At 59.5% G+C, this 17,975-nt stretch carries 17 protein-coding genes and 3 pseudogenes; 9 read left to right on the forward strand and 11 right to left on the reverse strand.

The window, feature by feature from the left end; genetic code table 11:
* Nucleotides 1–24: 24 nt before the first annotated feature.
* Nucleotides 25–1,044, forward strand: a complete 1,020-nt coding sequence (locus ACZ889_RS22430) for a branched-chain amino acid aminotransferase (RefSeq protein WP_180689579.1) — start codon at nucleotides 25–27, stop codon at nucleotides 1,042–1,044.
* Between the two features lie 200 nt (nucleotides 1,045–1,244).
* Here ACZ889_RS22430 and ACZ889_RS22435 read toward each other — a convergent pair whose 3' ends face one another.
* A complete protein-coding gene (locus ACZ889_RS22435) occupies nucleotides 1,245–1,679 on the reverse strand; it encodes a GFA family protein (protein WP_180689578.1) in 435 nt (144 codons plus the stop codon).
* A 162-nt stretch (nucleotides 1,680–1,841) separates the two neighbouring features.
* Here ACZ889_RS22435 and ACZ889_RS22440 point away from each other — a divergent pair.
* The 4 genes and pseudogenes from ACZ889_RS22440 to greB (ACZ889_RS22455) form a co-directional block, all read left to right on the forward strand.
* Nucleotides 1,842–1,961, forward strand: a pseudogene (locus ACZ889_RS22440) (helix-turn-helix domain-containing protein); the annotation flags it as partial.
* Between the two features lie 39 nt (nucleotides 1,962–2,000).
* Nucleotides 2,001–2,666, forward strand: coding sequence for a LysR substrate-binding domain-containing protein (locus ACZ889_RS22445; RefSeq protein ID WP_308141684.1), 666 nt, complete (start codon nucleotides 2,001–2,003; stop codon nucleotides 2,664–2,666).
* A gap of 437 nt (nucleotides 2,667–3,103) precedes the next feature.
* Nucleotides 3,104–3,271: pseudogene (gene gmtX, locus ACZ889_RS22450) on the forward strand (gamma-mobile-trio protein GmtX); the annotation flags it as partial.
* 29 nt (nucleotides 3,272–3,300) lie between these two features.
* The gene (greB, locus tag ACZ889_RS22455; protein WP_180689577.1) at nucleotides 3,301–3,804 is read left to right on the forward strand and encodes a transcription elongation factor GreB; all 504 of its coding nucleotides are present in this window, start codon (nucleotides 3,301–3,303) and stop codon (nucleotides 3,802–3,804) included.
* Between the two features lie 149 nt (nucleotides 3,805–3,953).
* Here greB (ACZ889_RS22455) and greB (ACZ889_RS22460) read toward each other — a convergent pair.
* From greB (ACZ889_RS22460) to ACZ889_RS22475, 4 genes and pseudogenes are all read right to left on the reverse strand, one after another.
* Nucleotides 3,954–4,100, reverse strand: a pseudogene (gene greB, locus ACZ889_RS22460) (transcription elongation factor GreB); the annotation flags it as partial.
* Nucleotides 4,101–4,111: 11 nt separating this feature from the next.
* The gene (locus tag ACZ889_RS22465; RefSeq protein ID WP_003250272.1) at nucleotides 4,112–4,420 is read right to left on the reverse strand and encodes a hypothetical protein; all 309 of its coding nucleotides are present in this window, start codon (nucleotides 4,418–4,420) and stop codon (nucleotides 4,112–4,114) included.
* Between the two features lie 248 nt (nucleotides 4,421–4,668).
* The gene (locus ACZ889_RS22470; RefSeq protein WP_014861840.1) at nucleotides 4,669–5,106 is read right to left on the reverse strand and encodes a DoxX family protein; all 438 of its coding nucleotides are present in this window, start codon (nucleotides 5,104–5,106) and stop codon (nucleotides 4,669–4,671) included.
* Nucleotides 5,107–5,217: 111 nt separating this feature from the next.
* On the reverse strand, nucleotides 5,218–6,624 hold the full coding sequence (locus ACZ889_RS22475) for an MltF family protein (protein ID WP_476257825.1): 1,407 nt from the start codon (nucleotides 6,622–6,624) through the stop codon (nucleotides 5,218–5,220).
* A 157-nt stretch (nucleotides 6,625–6,781) separates the two neighbouring features.
* Between ACZ889_RS22475 and ACZ889_RS22480 the strand changes: the two genes are divergently transcribed.
* From ACZ889_RS22480 to ACZ889_RS22490, 3 genes are all read left to right on the forward strand, one after another.
* Nucleotides 6,782–7,579, forward strand: a complete 798-nt coding sequence (locus ACZ889_RS22480) for a TatD family hydrolase (RefSeq protein WP_180689575.1) — start codon at nucleotides 6,782–6,784, stop codon at nucleotides 7,577–7,579.
* Between the two features lie 126 nt (nucleotides 7,580–7,705).
* On the forward strand, nucleotides 7,706–9,184 hold the full coding sequence (locus ACZ889_RS22485) for a methyl-accepting chemotaxis protein (RefSeq protein ID WP_180689574.1): 1,479 nt from the start codon (nucleotides 7,706–7,708) through the stop codon (nucleotides 9,182–9,184).
* 75 nt (nucleotides 9,185–9,259) lie between these two features.
* Nucleotides 9,260–9,628, forward strand: coding sequence for an Mpo1-like protein (locus ACZ889_RS22490; RefSeq protein ID WP_180689573.1), 369 nt, complete (start codon nucleotides 9,260–9,262; stop codon nucleotides 9,626–9,628).
* A gap of 41 nt (nucleotides 9,629–9,669) precedes the next feature.
* Here the strand turns inward: ACZ889_RS22490 and ACZ889_RS22495 are convergent, their stop codons facing one another.
* From ACZ889_RS22495 to ACZ889_RS22505, 3 genes are all read right to left on the reverse strand, one after another.
* Nucleotides 9,670–10,467: an acyl-CoA thioesterase gene (locus ACZ889_RS22495; protein ID WP_180689572.1), complete on the reverse strand. Its 798-nt coding sequence runs from the start codon at nucleotides 10,465–10,467 to the stop codon at nucleotides 9,670–9,672.
* A gap of 77 nt (nucleotides 10,468–10,544) precedes the next feature.
* A complete protein-coding gene (locus tag ACZ889_RS22500) occupies nucleotides 10,545–11,324 on the reverse strand; it encodes a CHAD domain-containing protein (RefSeq protein WP_180689571.1) in 780 nt (259 codons plus the stop codon).
* Nucleotides 11,325–11,338: 14 nt separating this feature from the next.
* A complete protein-coding gene (locus ACZ889_RS22505) occupies nucleotides 11,339–11,617 on the reverse strand; it encodes a lipoprotein (protein ID WP_003250254.1) in 279 nt (92 codons plus the stop codon).
* Nucleotides 11,618–11,794: 177 nt separating this feature from the next.
* Here ACZ889_RS22505 and ACZ889_RS22510 point away from each other — a divergent pair, with 177 nt between their 5' ends.
* Nucleotides 11,795–12,835 (forward strand): patatin-like phospholipase family protein, encoded by a 1,041-nt coding sequence (locus tag ACZ889_RS22510; protein WP_003250250.1) that lies wholly within the window; start codon nucleotides 11,795–11,797, stop codon nucleotides 12,833–12,835.
* Nucleotides 12,836–12,951: 116 nt separating this feature from the next.
* Here ACZ889_RS22510 and ACZ889_RS22515 read toward each other — a convergent pair whose 3' ends face one another.
* From ACZ889_RS22515 to lon, 3 genes are all read right to left on the reverse strand, one after another.
* Nucleotides 12,952–14,823, reverse strand: a complete 1,872-nt coding sequence (locus ACZ889_RS22515; protein ID WP_003250248.1) for a SurA N-terminal domain-containing protein — start codon at nucleotides 14,821–14,823, stop codon at nucleotides 12,952–12,954.
* 181 nt (nucleotides 14,824–15,004) lie between these two features.
* Nucleotides 15,005–15,277: a nucleoid-associated protein HU-beta gene (gene hupB / locus ACZ889_RS22520; protein ID WP_003250246.1), complete on the reverse strand. Its 273-nt coding sequence runs from the start codon at nucleotides 15,275–15,277 to the stop codon at nucleotides 15,005–15,007.
* Between the two features lie 152 nt (nucleotides 15,278–15,429).
* Nucleotides 15,430–17,826, reverse strand: a complete 2,397-nt coding sequence (lon, locus tag ACZ889_RS22525; RefSeq protein ID WP_180689570.1) for an endopeptidase La — start codon at nucleotides 17,824–17,826, stop codon at nucleotides 15,430–15,432.
* Nucleotides 17,827–17,975 lie beyond the last annotated feature (149 nt).

Below are 17,975 nucleotides of genomic sequence, written 5' to 3' on the forward strand. Positions count from 1 at the left end.
ACCCCCCTGATGAATGAGGCACTCATGACTTCGCAGATAATCGACTGGCATACGCTTGGATTCAACTACATCAAAACTGACCTGCGCTACCTCGCCTATTGGCGGGATGGTAGATGGGATGAAGGCAAATTGGTGGAAGACAACCAATTGCATATCAGCGAGGGGTCTACGGCGCTACATTATGGCCAACAATGTTTCGAAGGTTTGAAGGCGTACCGTTGCAAAGATGGATCAATAAACCTGTTTCGCCCTGATCAAAACGCTCGACGCATGCAGCGCAGTTCCGCGCGAGTACTGATGCCTGAAGTCAGTGAGCAACAGTTTATTGAAGCCTGCAAAGCGGTTGTACGCCACAACGAACGATTTATTCCACCTTACGGCTCCGGCGGGGCACTCTACTTACGGCCGTTCGTAATAGGTGTGGGTGACAACATTGGCGTTCGCACGGCGCCCGAATTCATTTTTTCTATATTCTGCATTCCAGTCGGCGCCTACTTCAAAGGGGGCATGAAGCCCCATGATTTCGTGATATCCCATTATGATCGAGCCGCACCACACGGCACAGGCGCAGCGAAGGTTGGTGGCAATTATGCCGCAAGTCTAATGCCGGGTGCTGAAGCAAAGTTAAAGGGATTTGCAGATTGCATTTATCTCGACCCTGCTACCCACACCCGCATCGAAGAAGTGGGATCGGCCAACTTTTTCGCCATCACTTACGACGACGAATTCATCACACCGCGTTCCAACTCCGTTCTTCCAGGCATTACGCGTTTATCGCTAATGGAACTGGCGAGTCAGCGTCTCGGTCTCAAGGTGATCGAGGATGATGTTCTGGTAGATAAACTCGAGTGTTTCAAGGAAGCAGGTGCCTGCGGTACTGCTGCGGCCATCACACCTATCGGCAGCATCCAGCATGGACAGAAACAATATATCTTCCATAGCCGAGATGAGGCTGGCCCAATCATTCGCCAACTCTTCAATGAGCTGAGCGGAATTCAGGTAGGAGACCTTGAAGCACCTGAGGGTTGGATCGTTAAAGTATAGGAGCTCGGGGCACGGAAAATCTCAACGTCGCTTGCGATAAGATTGAGCTTCCCCGACGCCCCAGCTCTTTCAACTCCGTAGATTACTTACATTCCAAAGGACAGGTCGCAGCTGCTTCAGGCGACATGGTAAACACAAGCCATCGCTGCTTTCGAAGGAGGCAGGAGATCATCGACCGTGGTTCGATGATGGTGGTGCACTTAACCCATTACCGCACGGGCAAATTCTTCTGGGGTGGGGGTTTCCTGCCACTGCGCAACTCCTGGAGGCAATTCCACCCAAGGTTGCTTACGTGCTACCCATATGTGTGCCAGCGGCACAAGCTGCTGCGCATTATCGAGTACGCCAGCGCGCACGACTCGCATACCTGGAGCAGCGCTGGTTTCGTTGAACAGGCGGGTGAAGCACACACCGCAGGCATAGTGCGTGGAGCGGTGACCTTCATGCTCGTAAGCATGCACGGCCGCCTCACCTTCCAGCTCCACCGAGGAAGCACCACATAACATATGCAGCGCAAACGCACTGCCACTCCAACGCTGACAGTCAAGGCAATGGCAGGCGTACAACGGTGGTAAGGTATCAGCCTCGACATGAAGCTTGAGCTGCCCGCAGCGGCAATTGCCAGTTAATCGCATGTCTTTTCCTTACAATGGTTTGCAGATACAAGGGCACGGATGATCGCTGGTCATCGCTCTAGGTAGAAGATCCTAAATGGAGCAACGGTTGGTTAGAAATGTATGAGCGGTCTTGAATGGGAAAGCCAGCGCGTGTTTCTGGCAATTTGACGCTCAGGTAGCCTGAGCGGTGCAGCGAGAATTTTGGGGATTGCCCAAGCCACGGCACGGCGACGGTTGGAGCACCTTGAAAGCTCGCTGGGGCTAAGTCTGTTCACTCGAACCACGACTGGCCTAATCCCTACCTACTCGGCCCGCGGGCTAATCCAGCATGTCGAGTCCATGGCTATCGCAGCTCAAGCGTTCAGCCGCATGGCCAGCGCTGAATCGGCTATCGATCATGGCATCATAAGGCTGACCTGCGGGGAACTGCTCGGAGTGGAGTTGCTGCCAGGTTTACTGCGCGACCTCCATCACGACCATCCGGGTTTGAAGCTTGAGCTGAGCATAAATGACGCGCTCGAAGATATCTCTCGCCAGCAATCAGACATCGCCGTGCGACTCGCACGCCCGGTGGAGGCAGATATCGTGGCTCGGTGTGTGGGGCATTTGCAGGTTGGCATTTATGCCAGCGCCGACTGCTTACAACGTTATGGTGTGCCGGAAAACCTAGACGCCCTGCGCCACGGCCCACTCATAGGCCCCGACCGCCGCTCCGCCGACCTGCGTCGGTTGGTGGAATTAGGCTTTTGCAATGCCGATCAGCACTTTGCCATTGCCACAGATAACCACTTGGCGCAATTAGCAGCGCTTAAGGCAGGACTGGGATTCGGCCTGTGCCCAGGAATTATCGCGAGAGCTCATGGCCTTACTGCTATTTTGCCGGACAGTTATAGCTTCGAGGTTGGGGTATGGCTAGCCATGCACAGCGACCTGCGCAAAATCAAACGAATATCCAGAGTTTACGAGGTGCTCGGCACAGCGCTTCAGGCATGCCTAAAACGGTAATGGACCGAACTCTATCGGGAGCCAGTCCCCACCGCGCACGAAATCAGTACTGGGAGGCAACGAAAACCTGTCGGTACCTGAAGACCTCTACGAAAAATTGCTGTCCCGATCGCTTGTTCATACTGCACAATCGGCGTGGCACCGCGCTGTGCTAACTGAGATCAGATTTGGGCGGTAGGCGATGCAGCGAGACTAAAAAGACACTACTGACATTGACAGACACCTGAGGTGCTAGAAATGGCGGAAAGTTTTTACTTTTGGCCGAAACAGTGCCTAAACATTGATTACGGGCGCCACAGAAGAAAGACCGGTGCATCAGTCAAGGAGATTCCACTTTGACAATAAGCACAATAGATACAAAGATACTGTGGGGACGAGCTGGGGCCGGTGCTCCAAGCCAGGGTTGACGACCGCCCCCTTTTTCAGTCGAAAATAAATTAACAGAAATAGAACGCAGGGCTCTTCTGTATTTGACCTCGGAAGAGTTCAGGCTACAATGGGGCTACACAATGGGAAGGCATGGCGACCCGATGGACAAAAACGGCGTGAAAGTTTTTCGCCCAGGAACATTTAATGCAATAGAGAAAGCTCTCAAAGCATTGTAACCAGCGACTGATTCGAAAGCAGGCAGAGAATGGCTACCAATTTAATTACTGAAGCTGGCTATCAGTCTTTAAAAGATGAACTGGATTGGCTTTGGCGCGAAGAGAGACCAGAAATCACAAGAAAAGTGACTTGGGCTGCGTCACTGGGCGATCGAAGTGAGAATGCGGACTATCAATATAACAAAAAAAGACTGAGGGAGATAGATCGCCGTGTTAGGTATCTCCGAAAGCGGATCGAAGATCTGCGGGTAGTCCCTTACTCTCCCGCTCAAGAAGGTAAAGTTTTCTTTGGGGCTTGGGTAACTATTGTCAACGACGACGATGAGAGAAAAAAGTTTCGCATTGTGGGCGGCGATGAAATCTATGACAAAAAGGATTTTATCTCTATCGACTCCCCGATGGCACGGGCATGCATTGGCAAGAATCTAGGTGATGAAATTGTAGTACGCACACCAACTGGCGATGCCTATTGGGAAGTTTTAGAAATTGAATACAGCACGGTGGAGGTTGAACCCCGATTCTCCAAGCCCTGAAACACACGCAAACCGGCCACCGCTGCTCCTAGAACTAGATAGCAGCGATGGTTGGTATGAATAGCATGGCCTATTAGTACTGTACTATTAATAAAACTTAATAATTTCAGTAAGTTAGGTTAAATAGTAATGAAGCCGAGGGGTACTTCCTTCCAGTCCGCGTTCTCGCTGCGGTCACCCAACGAAGCGGCCCAGGCAACCTTTTGGGTGATTTCCGGACAATACACCCGCCACAGGTGGTCCAGCTCTTTCTTCAGCGCCTCATGGCCTTCTGTGGTGATGATATTGGTGCTCAATAGCGCATTCCTCAGCGGCGGGTAATCAGGCCTTGACGCGCGATGCGGGTGAGATGGCCGATGACTTCGGCGGCTTCGTCCGGTGCCGGCGCCTGGATCACAGCCAGGTCGAAACGGTCATTGCCATACTGCGCGAGGTGACAGCCACTGTCGGCGAACTGGATCAGAAAGGCACGCGCCTGCCCCTTGCGCCGTGACAGGCCTTCAAGATGACGCAAAAGGGTGGGTTGATGCCGGCCGCCGAGCAGGATGCGCGGTGTGCGGGACGCCTGGCTGGCAGGCAAAGGGCTTAAACAGACACTGGTACGTGGGCAACTCATGGAGCTTCTCTCCGCCTCGCGAATCCCGCTGGGCAGCGGTGGGAGGCGTCACCGAACCAGCGCTTTAGCGGTATTTCGGACGGCCCGGAGGTGGGGCTTTCCTGCGCCCCGCAAGTAGCTGTTTAAATCGGCGCAGGCGGTATGCTAGAGCGATGAGCCCCAAGTTGCAAGCGACAAGCCGCAAGCAAGAACACGCCGAGTATTGGCCCGCGCTTGCCTGCGGCTCGTAGCTCACAGCTTGCAGCTGATTACCGGGCGATCAGGCGGTCGAGCGAGAAGCGGCCAGCGCCTTCGATCATGACTGCAACAGTGCCGGCCAACAGCGCCAGGGCGAACTCATAGCCGTTGTTGGACATGAACAGGCCGTTGCCGATGTGCACCGAAACGATCGCCACTACCAAGGTCACCGTCAGCGCCAGGGCCGCCGGGCGAGCCAGCAGGCCGACCACCAAGGCCAGGCCGCCGAAGAATTCGGCACTGCCGGACAGCAGGGCCATCAGATAACCCGGCGCCAGGCCGATGCTTTCCATCCATTGGCCGGTGCCTTCCAGGCCGTAGCCACCGAACAGGCCGAAGAGTTTTTGCGCACCATGAGCCATGAAGATGATGCCGACCAGGATGCGGATAACGCTCAAGCCAGCGCCAGCACGTGTAGAGAACAGCGCGTTGAGGGTAGTGTTGTTCATGTCGAAGCGTCCTTGAAGTGAAGCAGTTGTGTGGGTATGGGCGCCATCATAATCAATTACACTGATATGAAAATCGCAAAAAACCCAACATAACAATCGATAAAATCGATTTTAACGCTTCGCCACGCGCTCCAGTGCCGCGCGTTCGCGGTTGAAGGCCAGGTAGTACTTGTTGATGCTGTTGACGAAATTGACCGGTCCCATCCCCACTTGCTCCATGGCGATGCGTTCGGTCTGGAAAAACCACTGGTTGCCGTTGAGCCCCCGCCGTCGAGCCTCTGCACGCATGGCCTGAACCCGCTCGGGGCCGAGGTTGTAAGCTGCCAGCACAAAGGCCATGCGCTCACGCTCGTTGATCTTGGTACTGGCAAAAAACTTGCGCCGGATAAGCGCCAGGTAACGGGCACTGGCCAGGACATTGCCATCTACCGTCGCAGTATTGCTCACTCCCACCCGCTGGGCCGCCGAAGGGGTAATCTGCATCAGGCCATGGGCACCGCCAGTACCGCGTGCAGCCGGGTTGAGCGTCGACTCCTTGAAGGCCAATGCAGCCAGGTTGAGCCAGTCGATCTGTTGCGCCTGACCATGCTTCTGCAACACCGCCCGCACCGATGCCAGACGCTGGCGGTCCTTGCTGGCCAACGGGTTGTGTACCCGGTACTGGCGGCGGTAGATGCGCTCGAACGCCGCATCCTGGTTATCTGGCGCGCGGTAACCTTGCAGAAAGTGATCGACTGCGGCCAACAATTGCGGCGCATCACGCCCTACATACCAGCGCATGGCTTGCGGCGCCCCCAGGCGCACGCGGCTGTCCAGGCGCAGGCGCGGCATAACCCGGGCCCAACGCCGGGCAATGGGCTGCTCGACCACGGTCAGGTGGTAGATGCCTGCCTGTACCATCTCCAGCACATCCTCCACCGCCAGCGTTGAATCGACCCACTCCACTTTGATCGGCGGCCGCTTGCGCAGTGCCAGTTGCTGGTTGACCTGCTGGATCAGCGGCCCCGCGGCGCTGGCACTGGTCAAGGCCACGGTACGCCCTGACAGCTGTTCGACCTTGCTGAAACTTCGCTCGCCTTTGCGCCCGACCAGCATCAGCGGCACTTGGTCGAGTATCGGCGCACTGCTGCGGACACCGCTCACCGTAATGGGGTCAAGCAGCTCGCCTGGCGCGGCCAGGTCACCCTCGCCGCGGGCCAGGGCGCCCAGCAACTGTTCCTTGGCCCGCGGGATGAGCTTTAGCTGGATCTGTTGGTCGTCGGCGGTACGAGCATTGAGGAAATGCTCCAGGGCACGCAGGCGATAATACTCGATGCCGACTGGCTCGCCCTTGACCTCACCAGAACTGTTGCGGCTCTGGTTGACCAGCACTCGCAGTACTTTGCTGGTGCGAATCTGCGCCAGGTCACGCACCTTGGCAGGCGGTATGTTTTGCTGCGGCCCCGGCGAGCGCGCCTGGGCGGGACCGGCAAAGGCCAACCCGAGCGTCAGCAGAAAAATGAGCCAGCATCGCTGCATGCGAAAACGTGTCCGTGGTCGGTGAGCGGCATCCATGGGTTGCACCGCCAAGTGATAAACGACGGTAAAAGACCACGGCAACAGCATGAAGTTCTTGGTTTTTTCAGAAAAACGCGGTTTTTGCTATGCTGGCCGCCCCGCGGCACGAGATAGCACCATGCAACTGATCGATATCGGCGTCAACCTGACCAACAGCAGTTTCCACGACCAACAGGCCGCAATCGTCGAGCGCGCACTGGAGGCCGGCGTTACGCAAATGCTGCTGACAGGCACCAGCCTGGCGGTCAGCGAACAAGCCTTGGAACTGTGCCAACAACTGGATGCAAGCGGCGCGCACCTGTTCGCCACGGCCGGCGTGCACCCTCACGATGCCAAGGCCTGGGGTGCCGACAGCGAGCGCCAGCTCCGACTGTTGCTGAGCGAACCACGCGTACGCGCGGTAGGCGAATGCGGCCTGGATTTCAACCGCGACTTCTCCCCTCGCCCGCTGCAGGAAAAAGCCCTGGAAGCCCAGCTGACACTGGCTGCGCAGCTGCGCCTGCCGGTGTTCCTGCACGAGCGCGATGCCAGCGAGCGCTTGCTGGCGATTCTCAAGGACTACCGCGACCACCTGACCGGCGCGGTGGTGCACTGCTTCACCGGTGAGCGTGAGGCGCTGTTCGCCTACCTGGACCTGGACCTGCACATCGGCATTACCGGCTGGATCTGCGACGAACGCCGCGGTACTCACCTGCACCCGCTGGTGGGCAACATCCCTCAAGGCCGGCTGATGCTGGAAAGCGACGCGCCCTACCTGCTGCCGCGCAGCTTGCGGCCCAAGCCCAAGAGCGGGCGCAACGAGCCGGCGTTCTTGCCGGAGGTACTGCGCGAGGTGGCCTTGCATCGCGGTGAATCCGCCGAGCACACGGCGGCGCATACCACGGCAACGGCGCGGGCTTTTTTCCAGCTCCCCTGAATCTCGCGTGTTTCTGCGGGGCGGGTGAGCACAGTTGATATGCATCAACACATGTCCAGGAGGACGAGGGCACAATGATGGCACCTTGCCAATATTGTTTCCGCTCAACTCAGAGAAGACCTGCCCATGGGTGCCTGGCTTAGCAATGTTTCCCTGAAGTACAAGTTCTGGGCCGTCAACGCAGTGGCCTTTGTCACCACCTTGCTGCTGGTGCTGTACGCCGTGCACCTGGAGCAACGCGCACGTGCCGAGGCGGCTCAGGGCCAGGCGGTCGCACAAGCCCAGTTGCTGGCCGCCTGGCCAGCCGGGCAAGCACTGCCACGCCCGGCCAACGTCATCAGTTGGTCAACCGGGCAAACGCCAACCTACGCCGGGGAGGCGCTCGATGCCCTGCGCAACGCCCAAGGCTGGGTAGCATTGCCGAGCGCCTGGGTCCTCGGTGAAAACCCACTGCGTGGCGCACAGGTGTTGCGCAATGGCGACCAGCAGTTGGCTGTGCTGGCCCAGTCACCCAGCCTGCGCCAGGTCTTCTTCGATCGCTTCAGCAATTACGCGGTGTGTGTGCTGATCCTGATGCTGGCCATGCTCGGCGCCTCGCAACTGCTGATCCGCTTCCTGCTCAGCCAACTCAACACCCTCAAGGACGTGATGCTGCACGTGGAAAAAACCGGCGACCTGTCGGCCCGCGTACCGCTGGCCAGTGGTGACGAGGTCGGCCAGATGGCCGGGGCCTTCAACGCCATGCAGTCCACCTATCACCGCGTGGTCAGCACCGTCGCCCACAGCGCAGCACAGCTGGACTCGGGCGCTGCACGCCTGGCCGCCAGCATGAGCAACGTACGCCATGGCATGCTCGGCCAGCAGAGTGAAACCGACCAGGCCGCCACTGCCATCAACGAAATGTCGGCGACCGTGCACCACATTGCCCAGCACGCCGGTGCCACCCGCGATTTGTCACAAACCGCCGACACCTTGGCCGGCAGCGGCCAAGCGGTGGTCAGCCGAGTGCAGGATTCGATTTCCGGGCTTTCCAGCGGCGTGCAGCAAACTGCCGAGATGATTCGACAGCTAGCCGAGGACAGCCAGAAGATCAACGGTGTAGTCAGTGTGATCCACAGTATTGCCGAACAGACCAACTTGCTGGCGCTTAATGCTGCCATCGAAGCCGCGCGCGCCGGCGACCTGGGCCGCGGCTTTGCCGTGGTGGCCGATGAAGTGCGCAACCTGGCCAAACGCGTGCAAACCTCGACGGATGAGATCACCACCATGGTTTCGGCCCTGCAGTCGGGCACCCGCGATGCGGTTGAGTTCATGCAGGAGAGCTCGTACAAGGCCGACGACTGCGTACGTCAGGCACAGGAAGCCGGTGAGGCGCTGGCTGAAATTACCGGTGCCGTGGCGCAGATGCGCGAAAGCAATACCCAGATCGCTGTAGCGGCCGAGCAGCAAAGCCAGGTAGCCGAGGAAATGAACCGCGCGGTGGTCAGCATCCGCGATGTCACCGAGCGGACCGTGCAGCAGACAGTCGGTTCGGCGACCACCAGCAGCGAACTGGCAACCCTGGCCGGCGAACTGAACAAGGCCATTGGCCAGCTCAAGCTATAGTCACCATAGCCAGGTTCGATTGGCCCCCGCTTGGGGGCCGCACTAAGCTTTGGGCATGACCGAGAGGAAATCCCCATGAGCAAACGCCTGCCCAATCTTCCCGCCTGGCAATGGCGCGGCTACCACCATAATCACCGCCACCCGGCCAACCTGGTGTTGCACCTGATCGCTGTGCCGTTGTTCATTCTGGGGACACTGCTGGTGCTGTCCGGCCTGTTCGGTTTCGACCTCGGCCAGATCGCGGTGGGTGTGATTGCCCTGGTCGCCGCGCTGGGCCTGCAGCGCCAAGGCCACCGCCTTGAAGCCCAGCAGCCCGAGCCGTTCGCCAACCGCCAGGATGCCTTGCAGCGCTTACTGACCGAGCAGTTCATCACCTTTCCGCGCTTTGTGGTGAGCGGGGCCTGGTGGAGGGCCTGGCGGGAGCGGCACAAGCACCGACACTGAGCCAGCTGCCGGAGCACTGCTTGTGAGCCGCCTGGTAAGGATCAGGCGAAAACGGTGACGGTCTGCCGGCTCAAGGCCAACAACTCGCCCTGCGCCGTCCACAACGCTGCGGCAGCATGACCATAGCCATCCCGCGCATGCTCGGTCTCCACGCAGTACCGGCACCATTCCTGGGTCGAAAGCTTCGCCGTTGGCTGGATGAACTCGATGGTCCAGGTCAGCGTACTGCCCGCAGCGGGCTGCTTGAGAAACGGCATAAGGCTGGGCGGCCACGCATCCACCAACGCCAGCAAGTGCGCCTCGTTCACCGGCTCGTCAGCCACATCCCGCAAACGCACCCAGCCGCCCATCTTGCGCGACTGATTGCCACTGAACGGCAGCCCGCCTACTGCCCAGCGCAGGGCCACATGGCGCATGAACTCCGGGGTAACGCCTTTGATATAGGGCAACTCCGGGGCCGCCTCTTCGAGCGCAGGCATTTCAATGGCCGGTAACGCCGGCACTTCGACCACCGAAGGGCGGCCCGCACCGAAATTGCCCTGCACCAAAGTCACCACCTGGCCATCCTGAACCGCGCGGCCCAACAGCGTGCTAACCGCCTTGCCTTCGCGCAAAACCTCCACCTCGAAGCGGATGGGCACATCCGCAGCCGCTGGCGCCACGAAGCTGATGGCCAATGAGCGTATCGGGCGGCTGTCGCAGAGCCTAAGGCGCATGGTTTCATACACCATGGCCGCCATCAGGCCACCAAAGGCAGCGCGCCCCTGGGCCCAGCTGGGCGGAATGCTGACGGAATCCGGGTTGGCCCGTACGGCGTCGAGGAGTTGGTTGAAATTCATTGGCCGGCTCCTGCCTGCAAAGAAAAAGGTCCGCTCATCCTAGCCAGCAAACGCCGGGCAATCAGCCCGCATATCGGTCATTTTCCGTGATAACGCCGCGCCAGCGCCTCTTGCAGGGCATCCAGCGTCACATCTGACTGGCGCTCCGCCTCATGCAACTCCTGCTCCCAACCAGCCTTGCAGGGGAGCAGGTCGGCATGATCGCGGGCTTGCAGCAGCCATTGCAGGCGGTCGTGCCAATCCCCCAGGTTGCCCTGTGCCTTTTTCAACAGACGTTGCAGTTTCTTCCCTGCGTGATCGAGTTGTGGGTAGGCCTCATCGCCATAGCGCGCACGCTTGATCAGCAAACGCAGGCGGTGGCGATCGTGAGCCGGGTACTGCAACGCTTTGTGCAACTTGCGCCACTGCTTGACCAGGCGCTTGTCGATACGCTTGCCCAGCGACTTGACCAGCCCCTCCCGGTCCGCCGCCCGCAGGAACAATGGAAAGGCGTCGAGAATCGCCAATACCCTGGCCAGCTGTGGGCTGGCAGCGACACTGGCGAAGGTCCTGTCACGCCCCTCCAGACGCCGCTGCCCGGCTGCCGCATGACCGCGCCCGATCAGCTCAGCCGCCAGCACCTCGCGATCACGCAGCGGCGTGGTAAGGGTACCCAGCGAACGTGCAGCATCCTCCAGTTGCTCCACACCCGGCAGCCCACGCAGCGGCCTCAGCAGACTGCGCAGGCGCCGCAAGGTGATACGCAAGTCGTGCAAGGCCTCGCTGTCGGTATTGGCAGCCAGGCGTTCACGACAGGCCAGCAAGCGCACCTGCAAGGTCAGTATCTGGGCAACGACATGGTCGAGCATGGCAGACATACGATGCTCCCTGTTCAGCGCCCGGCGCGAGATTCACGAATGTAGAACCGCGCCTTTTCGGCTTTGCGGGTACAGCTTTCGTAGCCTTCGAACTGCTGCTGGGTCTTGGCCCCGGTCAGCAGTGACAAGGCCTTGGAATAACTTACAGCACCGGCAAAGCCTTCGGCCTTGGCCAGGTCCAGCTCCTTCCAGGCGGCATCCAGCTGGGTCGCGCAGCTGTCACGGTAGGCCGTCTTGCCCGCGCAGCCAGCTAGGGCCAAGGCAATCAGTGGAAGGCAGATCCAGGCTTTCATCAGTAATACCTCTATGGAAAAACGGTGGCTGTTCGACGCTCCGACAGCTGGAAAGTGCCATGCCCAGCCGGCTTTGTCTGGCCAGTTTTATTACAGTAGCTCAGCACGATCTACATTGAAGCACAGGCAGCGATGGGTGCATTGTAGGACCATGATGGCACTGGCCGGGGAATGTTCATGAGTAAACGTGTGGCACTGGTACTGGGATCGGGCGGCGCCCGAGGGTATGCACACATCGGCGTGATCGAAGAAATCGAGCGCCGCGGCTACGACATAGCCTGCGTCGCAGGGTGTTCCATGGGCGCGGTGATTGGCGGTATCTATGCCGCCGGCAAGCTGGACGAGTATCGCAACTGGATCGAAAGCCTCGACTACCTGGATGTGCTGCGCCTGGTCGACGTCAGCTTTCGCCTCGGTGCGATTCGCGGCGACAAGGTGTTCGGGCAGATCCGCAAGATCGTCGGCGAGATAAACATCGAGCAACTGCGCATACCCTACACCGCAGTGGCCGCCGACCTTACCAACCAGCAGGAAATCTGGTTCCAGGAGGGTTGCCTGCATCAGGCCATGCGCGCCTCAGCGGCCATTCCCAGCCTGTTCACGCCAGTGATGCAAGGCAACCGCATGCTTGTCGACGGTGGCATCCTCAACCCGCTGCCAATCGTGCCAGTGGTGTCCAGCCATTGCGACCTGATCATCGCGGTCAACCTCAACGCCACCAACCAGAAGCAGTACCAGTTGCCGGTGATCGAGCGCCCGGCGGCATTCAAGATGCGCTTTGACGCCTTGTTGAGCTCGCTGGGTTCACGCTTGCCATTTCGGCGCAAACCGGCGGAAGAGCTGATCCGCATCGAAAAGGAAATCGTCGCCGAGGGGTTGGCACCGCCAAGCCCGTGGCTTGCCGACAGCGCCGACCCGGAAAACCAGCAACCGGCAGCGGCCCCGGAGCGCGAGGGCGCGCCGAAGTCGGCCACCGGCTCTTTCATCATCGACAACGTGGGGCCAGCCTCGCTGCTGGATTTGATCAACCAGAGCTTCGAGGTCATGCAGACTTCGTTGGCACAGTACAAGATTGCCGGCTATCCACCGGATGTGCTGATCAACGTGCCCAAGCGGGTGTGCCGGTTTTTCGAGTTCTACAAAGCGCCGGAGCTCATCGCCCTGGGGCGAGAGATTGCACGCGATACGCTGGACAGTTATGAAGGGGTGAAGCGGTAGCACCTGGTTGGCGCCGCACCTGAAGGCGGTGTGGTGCTCGACAATGACCGTGCTCGCGGCTGGCGAAAACGAAACAGGCCGCACGAGGCGGCCTGTTTCTTCATGCAACGAACACCTTAGTAACGGGTGATGTCTGCATTGGCTTCCAGCTGCTTGCGGTAAGCCGCAAAGTCCTGCTGGCCAGCACGGGACGCGAGGTAGCGGCGAATCTGCTGCTTCTCTTCGTCGGTGGCGGTAGCGCCGTCGTTCACACCCTTGAGCTGCAACACCACCAGGCTTCCGTCACGCAGCACCACACTGCCATAAACAGGCTTGTCCTTGGCTTGCGGCTTGCCCAGACGGAACAGTGCCTGCAGTTCGGCCGGGTCAATACCGTCCTCACCACGGGTGACTGCCTCATAGGCTTTCCAGCCTTGGCCTTCGTGAACGCTGCCTGCTGCGATGGAACCGTCACGCAGGCCGGCAATCAGCTTGTCCGCCTTGGCCTTGAGTTCGGCAGTCGCCTTCTCTTTGGCCAGGTGCTCCCTGATGTTCTTGGCCACAGCGTCCAGCGGCAGTTGCTCTGGTTTGCGGTGTTCCTTGACGCGCAGCACCACGGTGGTCTCAGGGTCGAGCTCGATGGCGGTGCTATTGGCACCCTCATCCAGCACTTCTTCAGAGAACGCCGCCTGCACCACCGCACGGTTGGCGGTAATGCCTTCACCGCCCTCACGGCCGAAGGCCGCGGAGGTGTGCACCTTGAGGTTCAGGTCCTGGGCCGGCTGGGCCAGGTCGGAAGCCTCGTAGGCAGCATCCTGCAGTTGCTTGCTGGCGTCGACATAACGCTGCTCGACCAGCGGCATCTTCAGATCGCGGGTCAGTTTGTCCTTCAGGCTGGCAAAGCTCGGTACTTCTGGTGCCTGGACGCCCAGCAGCTTGATCAGATGGTAGCCAAACTCGGTGCGCACCGGAGCAGATACCTGGCCATTCTGCAGCTGGTACAGCGCCTCTTCGAAGGCCGGGTCGTATACGCCCGGGCCGGCAAAGCCGAGGTCACCACCGCTGGTGGCGGAGCCTGGGTCCTGAGAGAACTCTTTGGCCAAAGCGGCAAAGTCCTCACCCTTGGCCAGACGCTGCTCGATCTCTTCGGCGCGGGCCTTGGCCTGGGCGTCGGTGACCTTGTCGTTGACCTCGATGAGGATGTGCGCGGCATGACGCTGCTCGGCCAGGTTGGCGATTTCCTTCTCGTACTGGGCCTTGAGCTCTTCGTCGGTCACTTTGACCTGATCGAAGAACGCCGACTTCTTCAGCTCGATGTAGTCGATCACGACCTGGTCGGGCGACATGAACTCCTTGGCGTGCTGGTCGTAGTGCGCCTTGACCTCTTCGTCGCTGACCTTGACTGCGGCCGGGTCGGCCTTGAACGTCAGGGAGGCGAAGTCGCGAGTCTGCTTCTCCAGGCGAGCAAAGGCATCGACCTGTTGATCGGTGACGAAGCTGCTGCCGGCCAGGCCGGTGCGCAGTTGGCCGATGAGCATTTCCTCGCCGAGCATCTCGCGGAACTGCATGCGACCGTAGCCCATCTGGCGGATCACCTGGTCGAAACGGTCAGCGCTGAACTTGCCGTCCACCTGGAACTCAGGGGTCTGCAAGATCACCTGATCCAGCGCGGCCTCGGAGAATGCGAACTTGGCATCCTCAGCACCTTGCAGCAGCAGCTTGCGGCTGATCAGCCCCTTGAGTGCCTCCTCTCGCAGCAACTTGTCATCCAACAGCGCCGGGTCGAAATCCTTGCCCAACTGTTGCATCAGTTGACGGCGCTGCATGTCGGCCGCCTGGCTCAGCTCGTTCTGGCTGATGGTCTGGCCGTTCACCTTGGCGGCGTCCTGGCTATGAGTGGCGGCCTGGAAAATGGCTTCGAAACCGGTCAATGCCATCAACACGACGATAAGGCCGATGATGGTCTTGGCAATCCAACCTTGTGAATTGTCCCTGATATTTTGCAGCATGCGTCCCCCAGAAACGGCTGTACCACTGCGTCGACAACCGCGGAGCGTGGGTAGAATCCTGATAAAAGAAAGGCGCATCCGAGGATGCGCCTTTTCTTAGCAAACGTGTCAGGCGGGAACGTTTGCGCCCCGCCATCACCGTGCTCGGACCAGGCCAGGCCGGGTCCGGCTGAAAGACGACTTAGTTGACGGCGTCTTTCAGGCCTTTGCCTGCCTTGAAACCTGGAACCTTGGCGGCTTCGATCTTGATTGCCTTGCCGGTTTGCGGGTTGCGGCCGGTACGCTCGGCGCGCTCCTTGACCGAGAAGGTACCAAAGCCAACCAGTACCACATCGTCACCTTGCTTCAGGGCGCCGGTGACGGATTCGATGACTGCGTCCAGCGCACGGCCGGCTACAGCTTTCGGGATGTCTGCAGATGCGGCGATAGCGTCAATCAGTTCCGACTTGTTCACTCTAAGTCCCCTTATTTCTCTATTGAGTTTGTTTCTAAGTATGTAATGAAAAGCTTATGAAACGTGTGCTGGGAGGCATGGCGACAATAACGTGCCGCTTTATAGCAAGGCGCCGAAAATACTGTCAAGGAAAGCCCCCCAGCCAAAAACTACTAATGCGTGCTGATTCTTTCCTTAGCATCGCCGTCGCGCTTCTCGTCTTTCGCGACAATCTCCGGAGCCACATCTGGCAAGGGCTCCGGGGCGTATTGCAGCGCAATTTGCAGGACTTCGTCAATCCATTTGACCGGTTTGATCTGAAGATCCTGTTTGATATTTTCAGGAATCTCCTTGAGATCGCGAACATTCTCCTCGGGAATGATCACCGTCTTGATCCCGCCACGGTGTGCCGCCAGCAGTTTTTCCTTCAGCCCGCCAATGGCCAATACCTGGCCACGCAAGGTGATTTCGCCGGTCATGGCCACGTCGGCACGTACCGGAATCTGCGTCAGCGCCGACACCAGTGCGGTGCACATTCCGATACCGGCACTTGGGCCGTCTTTCGGCGTGGCGCCCTCAGGCATGTGAATGTGCACGTCATGCTTCTCGTGGAAGTCGGCGGCAATCCCCAGGCTGCGGGCGCGGCTGCGTACCACGGTCTGCGCGGCGGTAATCGACTCGACCATGACATCGCCCAGCGAGCCGGTCTTGATCAACTGGCCCTTGCCGGGGATGACCACGGCCTCGATGGTCAGCAACTCGCCGCCCACCTGGGTCCAGGCCAGGCCGGTTACCTGGCCGATCTGATCCTGCTGCTCGGCCAGGCCATAGCGGAACTTGCGCACGCCCAGCAGGTGCTCCAGCTGCTCGCTGGCCACCTTGACCTTGACCTGCTTCTGCCCGGTATGTTCCTTGACCACCTTGCGGCAGACCTTGGCAATTTGCCGCTCCAGGCCCCGCACACCGGCTTCACGGGTGTAGTAGCGGATGATGTCGCGAATCGCCGAGATGTCGACGTCCAGCTCTTCCTTCTTCAAGCCGTTGGCCTTGACCTGCTTGGGCACCAGGTACTTGACCGCGATGTTGATCTTTTCGTCCTCGGTGTAGCCAGGCAGACGGATGACTTCCATCCGGTCCAGCAGCGCCGGCGGGATGTTCATCGAGTTCGAGGTGCACAGGAACATCACGTCCGAGAGGTCGTAGTCGACCTCCAGGTAGTGGTCGTTGAAGTTGTGGTTCTGTTCAGGGTCGAGCACTTCCAGCAGTGCCGAAGCGGGGTCACCGCGCATGTCGCTGCCCATCTTGTCGATCTCGTCGAGCAGGAACAACGGGTTGCGCACGCCCACCTTGGTCATCTTCTGGATCAGGCGACCCGGCATGGAGCCGATGTAGGTACGGCGGTGGCCACGGATCTCGGCCTCGTCACGCACGCCACCCAGGGCCATGCGCACGAACTTGCGGTTGGTGGCGGCAGCGATCGACTCGGCCAGCGAGGTCTTGCCGACGCCGGGCGGCCCGACCAGGCACAGCACCGGACCGCGGATCTTCTTGACGCGCTTCTGCACGGCAAGGTATTCGAGGATGCGTTCCTTGACCTCTTCCAGGCCATAGTGGTCGGCATCGAGGATTTCCTCGGCCTTGGTCAGGTCCAGACGCACCTTGCTCTGAGCCTTCCACGGCACCTGCACCAACCAGTCGAGGTACGAGCGCACCACGGTAGCTTCGGCCGACATCGGAGACATTTGCTTGAGCTTGTTCAGCTCCGCCTGAGCCTTGGCCAAGGCATCTTTAGGCAGACCTGCGGCTTCGATGCGCTTTTTCAGCTCTTCGACTTCATTGTGGCCTTCGTCACCATCGCCAAGTTCTTTCTGAATGGCCTTCATCTGCTCATTCAGGTAGTACTCGCGCTGGCTGCGCTCCATCTGCTTCTTGACCCGGCCGCGAATGCGCTTTTCGACCTGCAGGAGGTCGATTTCGGCATCCAGCAGTGCCAGCACGTGCTCGACACGGGTAGTCAAGTCGACGATTTCAAGAATTTCCTGCTTCTGCTCGATCTTCAGGGCCATGTGCGCGGCCATGGTGTCGACCAGGCGCCCTGGCTCGTCGATGCTGTTCAGCGAAGACAGCACTTCGGCAGGCACCTTCTTGCCCAGCTGAACGTATTGTTCGAACTGCGACAGCAGCGTGCGCACGAACACTTCCGACTCGCGCTCGGCAGTGTCGGTTTCGTCGATCAGGGAGACTTCGGCACGGATGTGCCCTTCAACTTCGGAGAAGCGCTCGACCGCACCCCGCTGTTCGCCTTCGACCAGCACCTTGACGGTGCCATCAGGCAGCTTCAGCAGTTGCAGCACGGTGGCAACGGTACCGACGCGGTACAGGGCGTCCTCACCCGGATCGTCGTCGGCTGGGTTCTTCTGGGCCAGCAGAAGGATCTGCTTTTCGCCCGTCATCGCCGCCTCGAGGGCTTCGATGGACTTTTCGCGCCCCACGAACAGCGGGATAACCATGTGCGGGTAAACAACGACATCGCGCAATGGCAAAAGAGGCAAGTCGAGGGTGGTCTTCATGATTTCGCCTCTACAGCGGCCTTATGGCCGGAAACCGGTGGAAATGATGCTTGGACCTAATGTGGGGGCACGCTTGAGAAATTACAAGCGCTTGCACAGGAAAAGCAGAAAGGGGCCCGTAGGCCCCCTTCTTGCTTGCAACCGAGAAC

It is taken from the genome of Pseudomonas sp. TE3895, assembly GCF_056278855.1.

Excerpts from the sequence above, each read along its gene's own strand:
- ACZ889_RS22430 (WP_180689579.1), top strand. The coding sequence starts at position 25 with ATGACTTCGCAGATAATCGACTGGCATACGCTTGGATTCAACTACATC.
- ACZ889_RS22435 (WP_180689578.1), bottom strand. The coding sequence starts at position 1,679 with ATGCGATTAACTGGCAATTGCCGCTGCGGGCAGCTCAAGCTTCATGTC.
- ACZ889_RS22445 (WP_308141684.1), top strand. The coding sequence starts at position 2,001 with ATGGCTATCGCAGCTCAAGCGTTCAGCCGCATGGCCAGCGCTGAATCG.
- greB (WP_180689577.1), top strand. The coding sequence starts at position 3,301 with ATGGCTACCAATTTAATTACTGAAGCTGGCTATCAGTCTTTAAAAGAT.
- ACZ889_RS22465 (WP_003250272.1), bottom strand. The coding sequence starts at position 4,420 with ATGAGTTGCCCACGTACCAGTGTCTGTTTAAGCCCTTTGCCTGCCAGC.
- ACZ889_RS22470 (WP_014861840.1), bottom strand. The coding sequence starts at position 5,106 with ATGAACAACACTACCCTCAACGCGCTGTTCTCTACACGTGCTGGCGCT.
- ACZ889_RS22475 (WP_476257825.1), bottom strand. The coding sequence starts at position 6,624 with ATGCAGCGATGCTGGCTCATTTTTCTGCTGACGCTCGGGTTGGCCTTT.
- ACZ889_RS22480 (WP_180689575.1), top strand. The coding sequence starts at position 6,782 with ATGCAACTGATCGATATCGGCGTCAACCTGACCAACAGCAGTTTCCAC.
- ACZ889_RS22485 (WP_180689574.1), top strand. The coding sequence starts at position 7,706 with ATGGGTGCCTGGCTTAGCAATGTTTCCCTGAAGTACAAGTTCTGGGCC.
- ACZ889_RS22490 (WP_180689573.1), top strand. The coding sequence starts at position 9,260 with ATGAGCAAACGCCTGCCCAATCTTCCCGCCTGGCAATGGCGCGGCTAC.
- ACZ889_RS22495 (WP_180689572.1), bottom strand. The coding sequence starts at position 10,467 with ATGAATTTCAACCAACTCCTCGACGCCGTACGGGCCAACCCGGATTCC.
- ACZ889_RS22500 (WP_180689571.1), bottom strand. The coding sequence starts at position 11,324 with ATGTCTGCCATGCTCGACCATGTCGTTGCCCAGATACTGACCTTGCAG.
- ACZ889_RS22505 (WP_003250254.1), bottom strand. The coding sequence starts at position 11,617 with ATGAAAGCCTGGATCTGCCTTCCACTGATTGCCTTGGCCCTAGCTGGC.
- ACZ889_RS22510 (WP_003250250.1), top strand. The coding sequence starts at position 11,795 with ATGAGTAAACGTGTGGCACTGGTACTGGGATCGGGCGGCGCCCGAGGG.
- ACZ889_RS22515 (WP_003250248.1), bottom strand. The coding sequence starts at position 14,823 with ATGCTGCAAAATATCAGGGACAATTCACAAGGTTGGATTGCCAAGACC.
- lon (WP_180689570.1), bottom strand. The coding sequence starts at position 17,826 with ATGAAGACCACCCTCGACTTGCCTCTTTTGCCATTGCGCGATGTCGTT.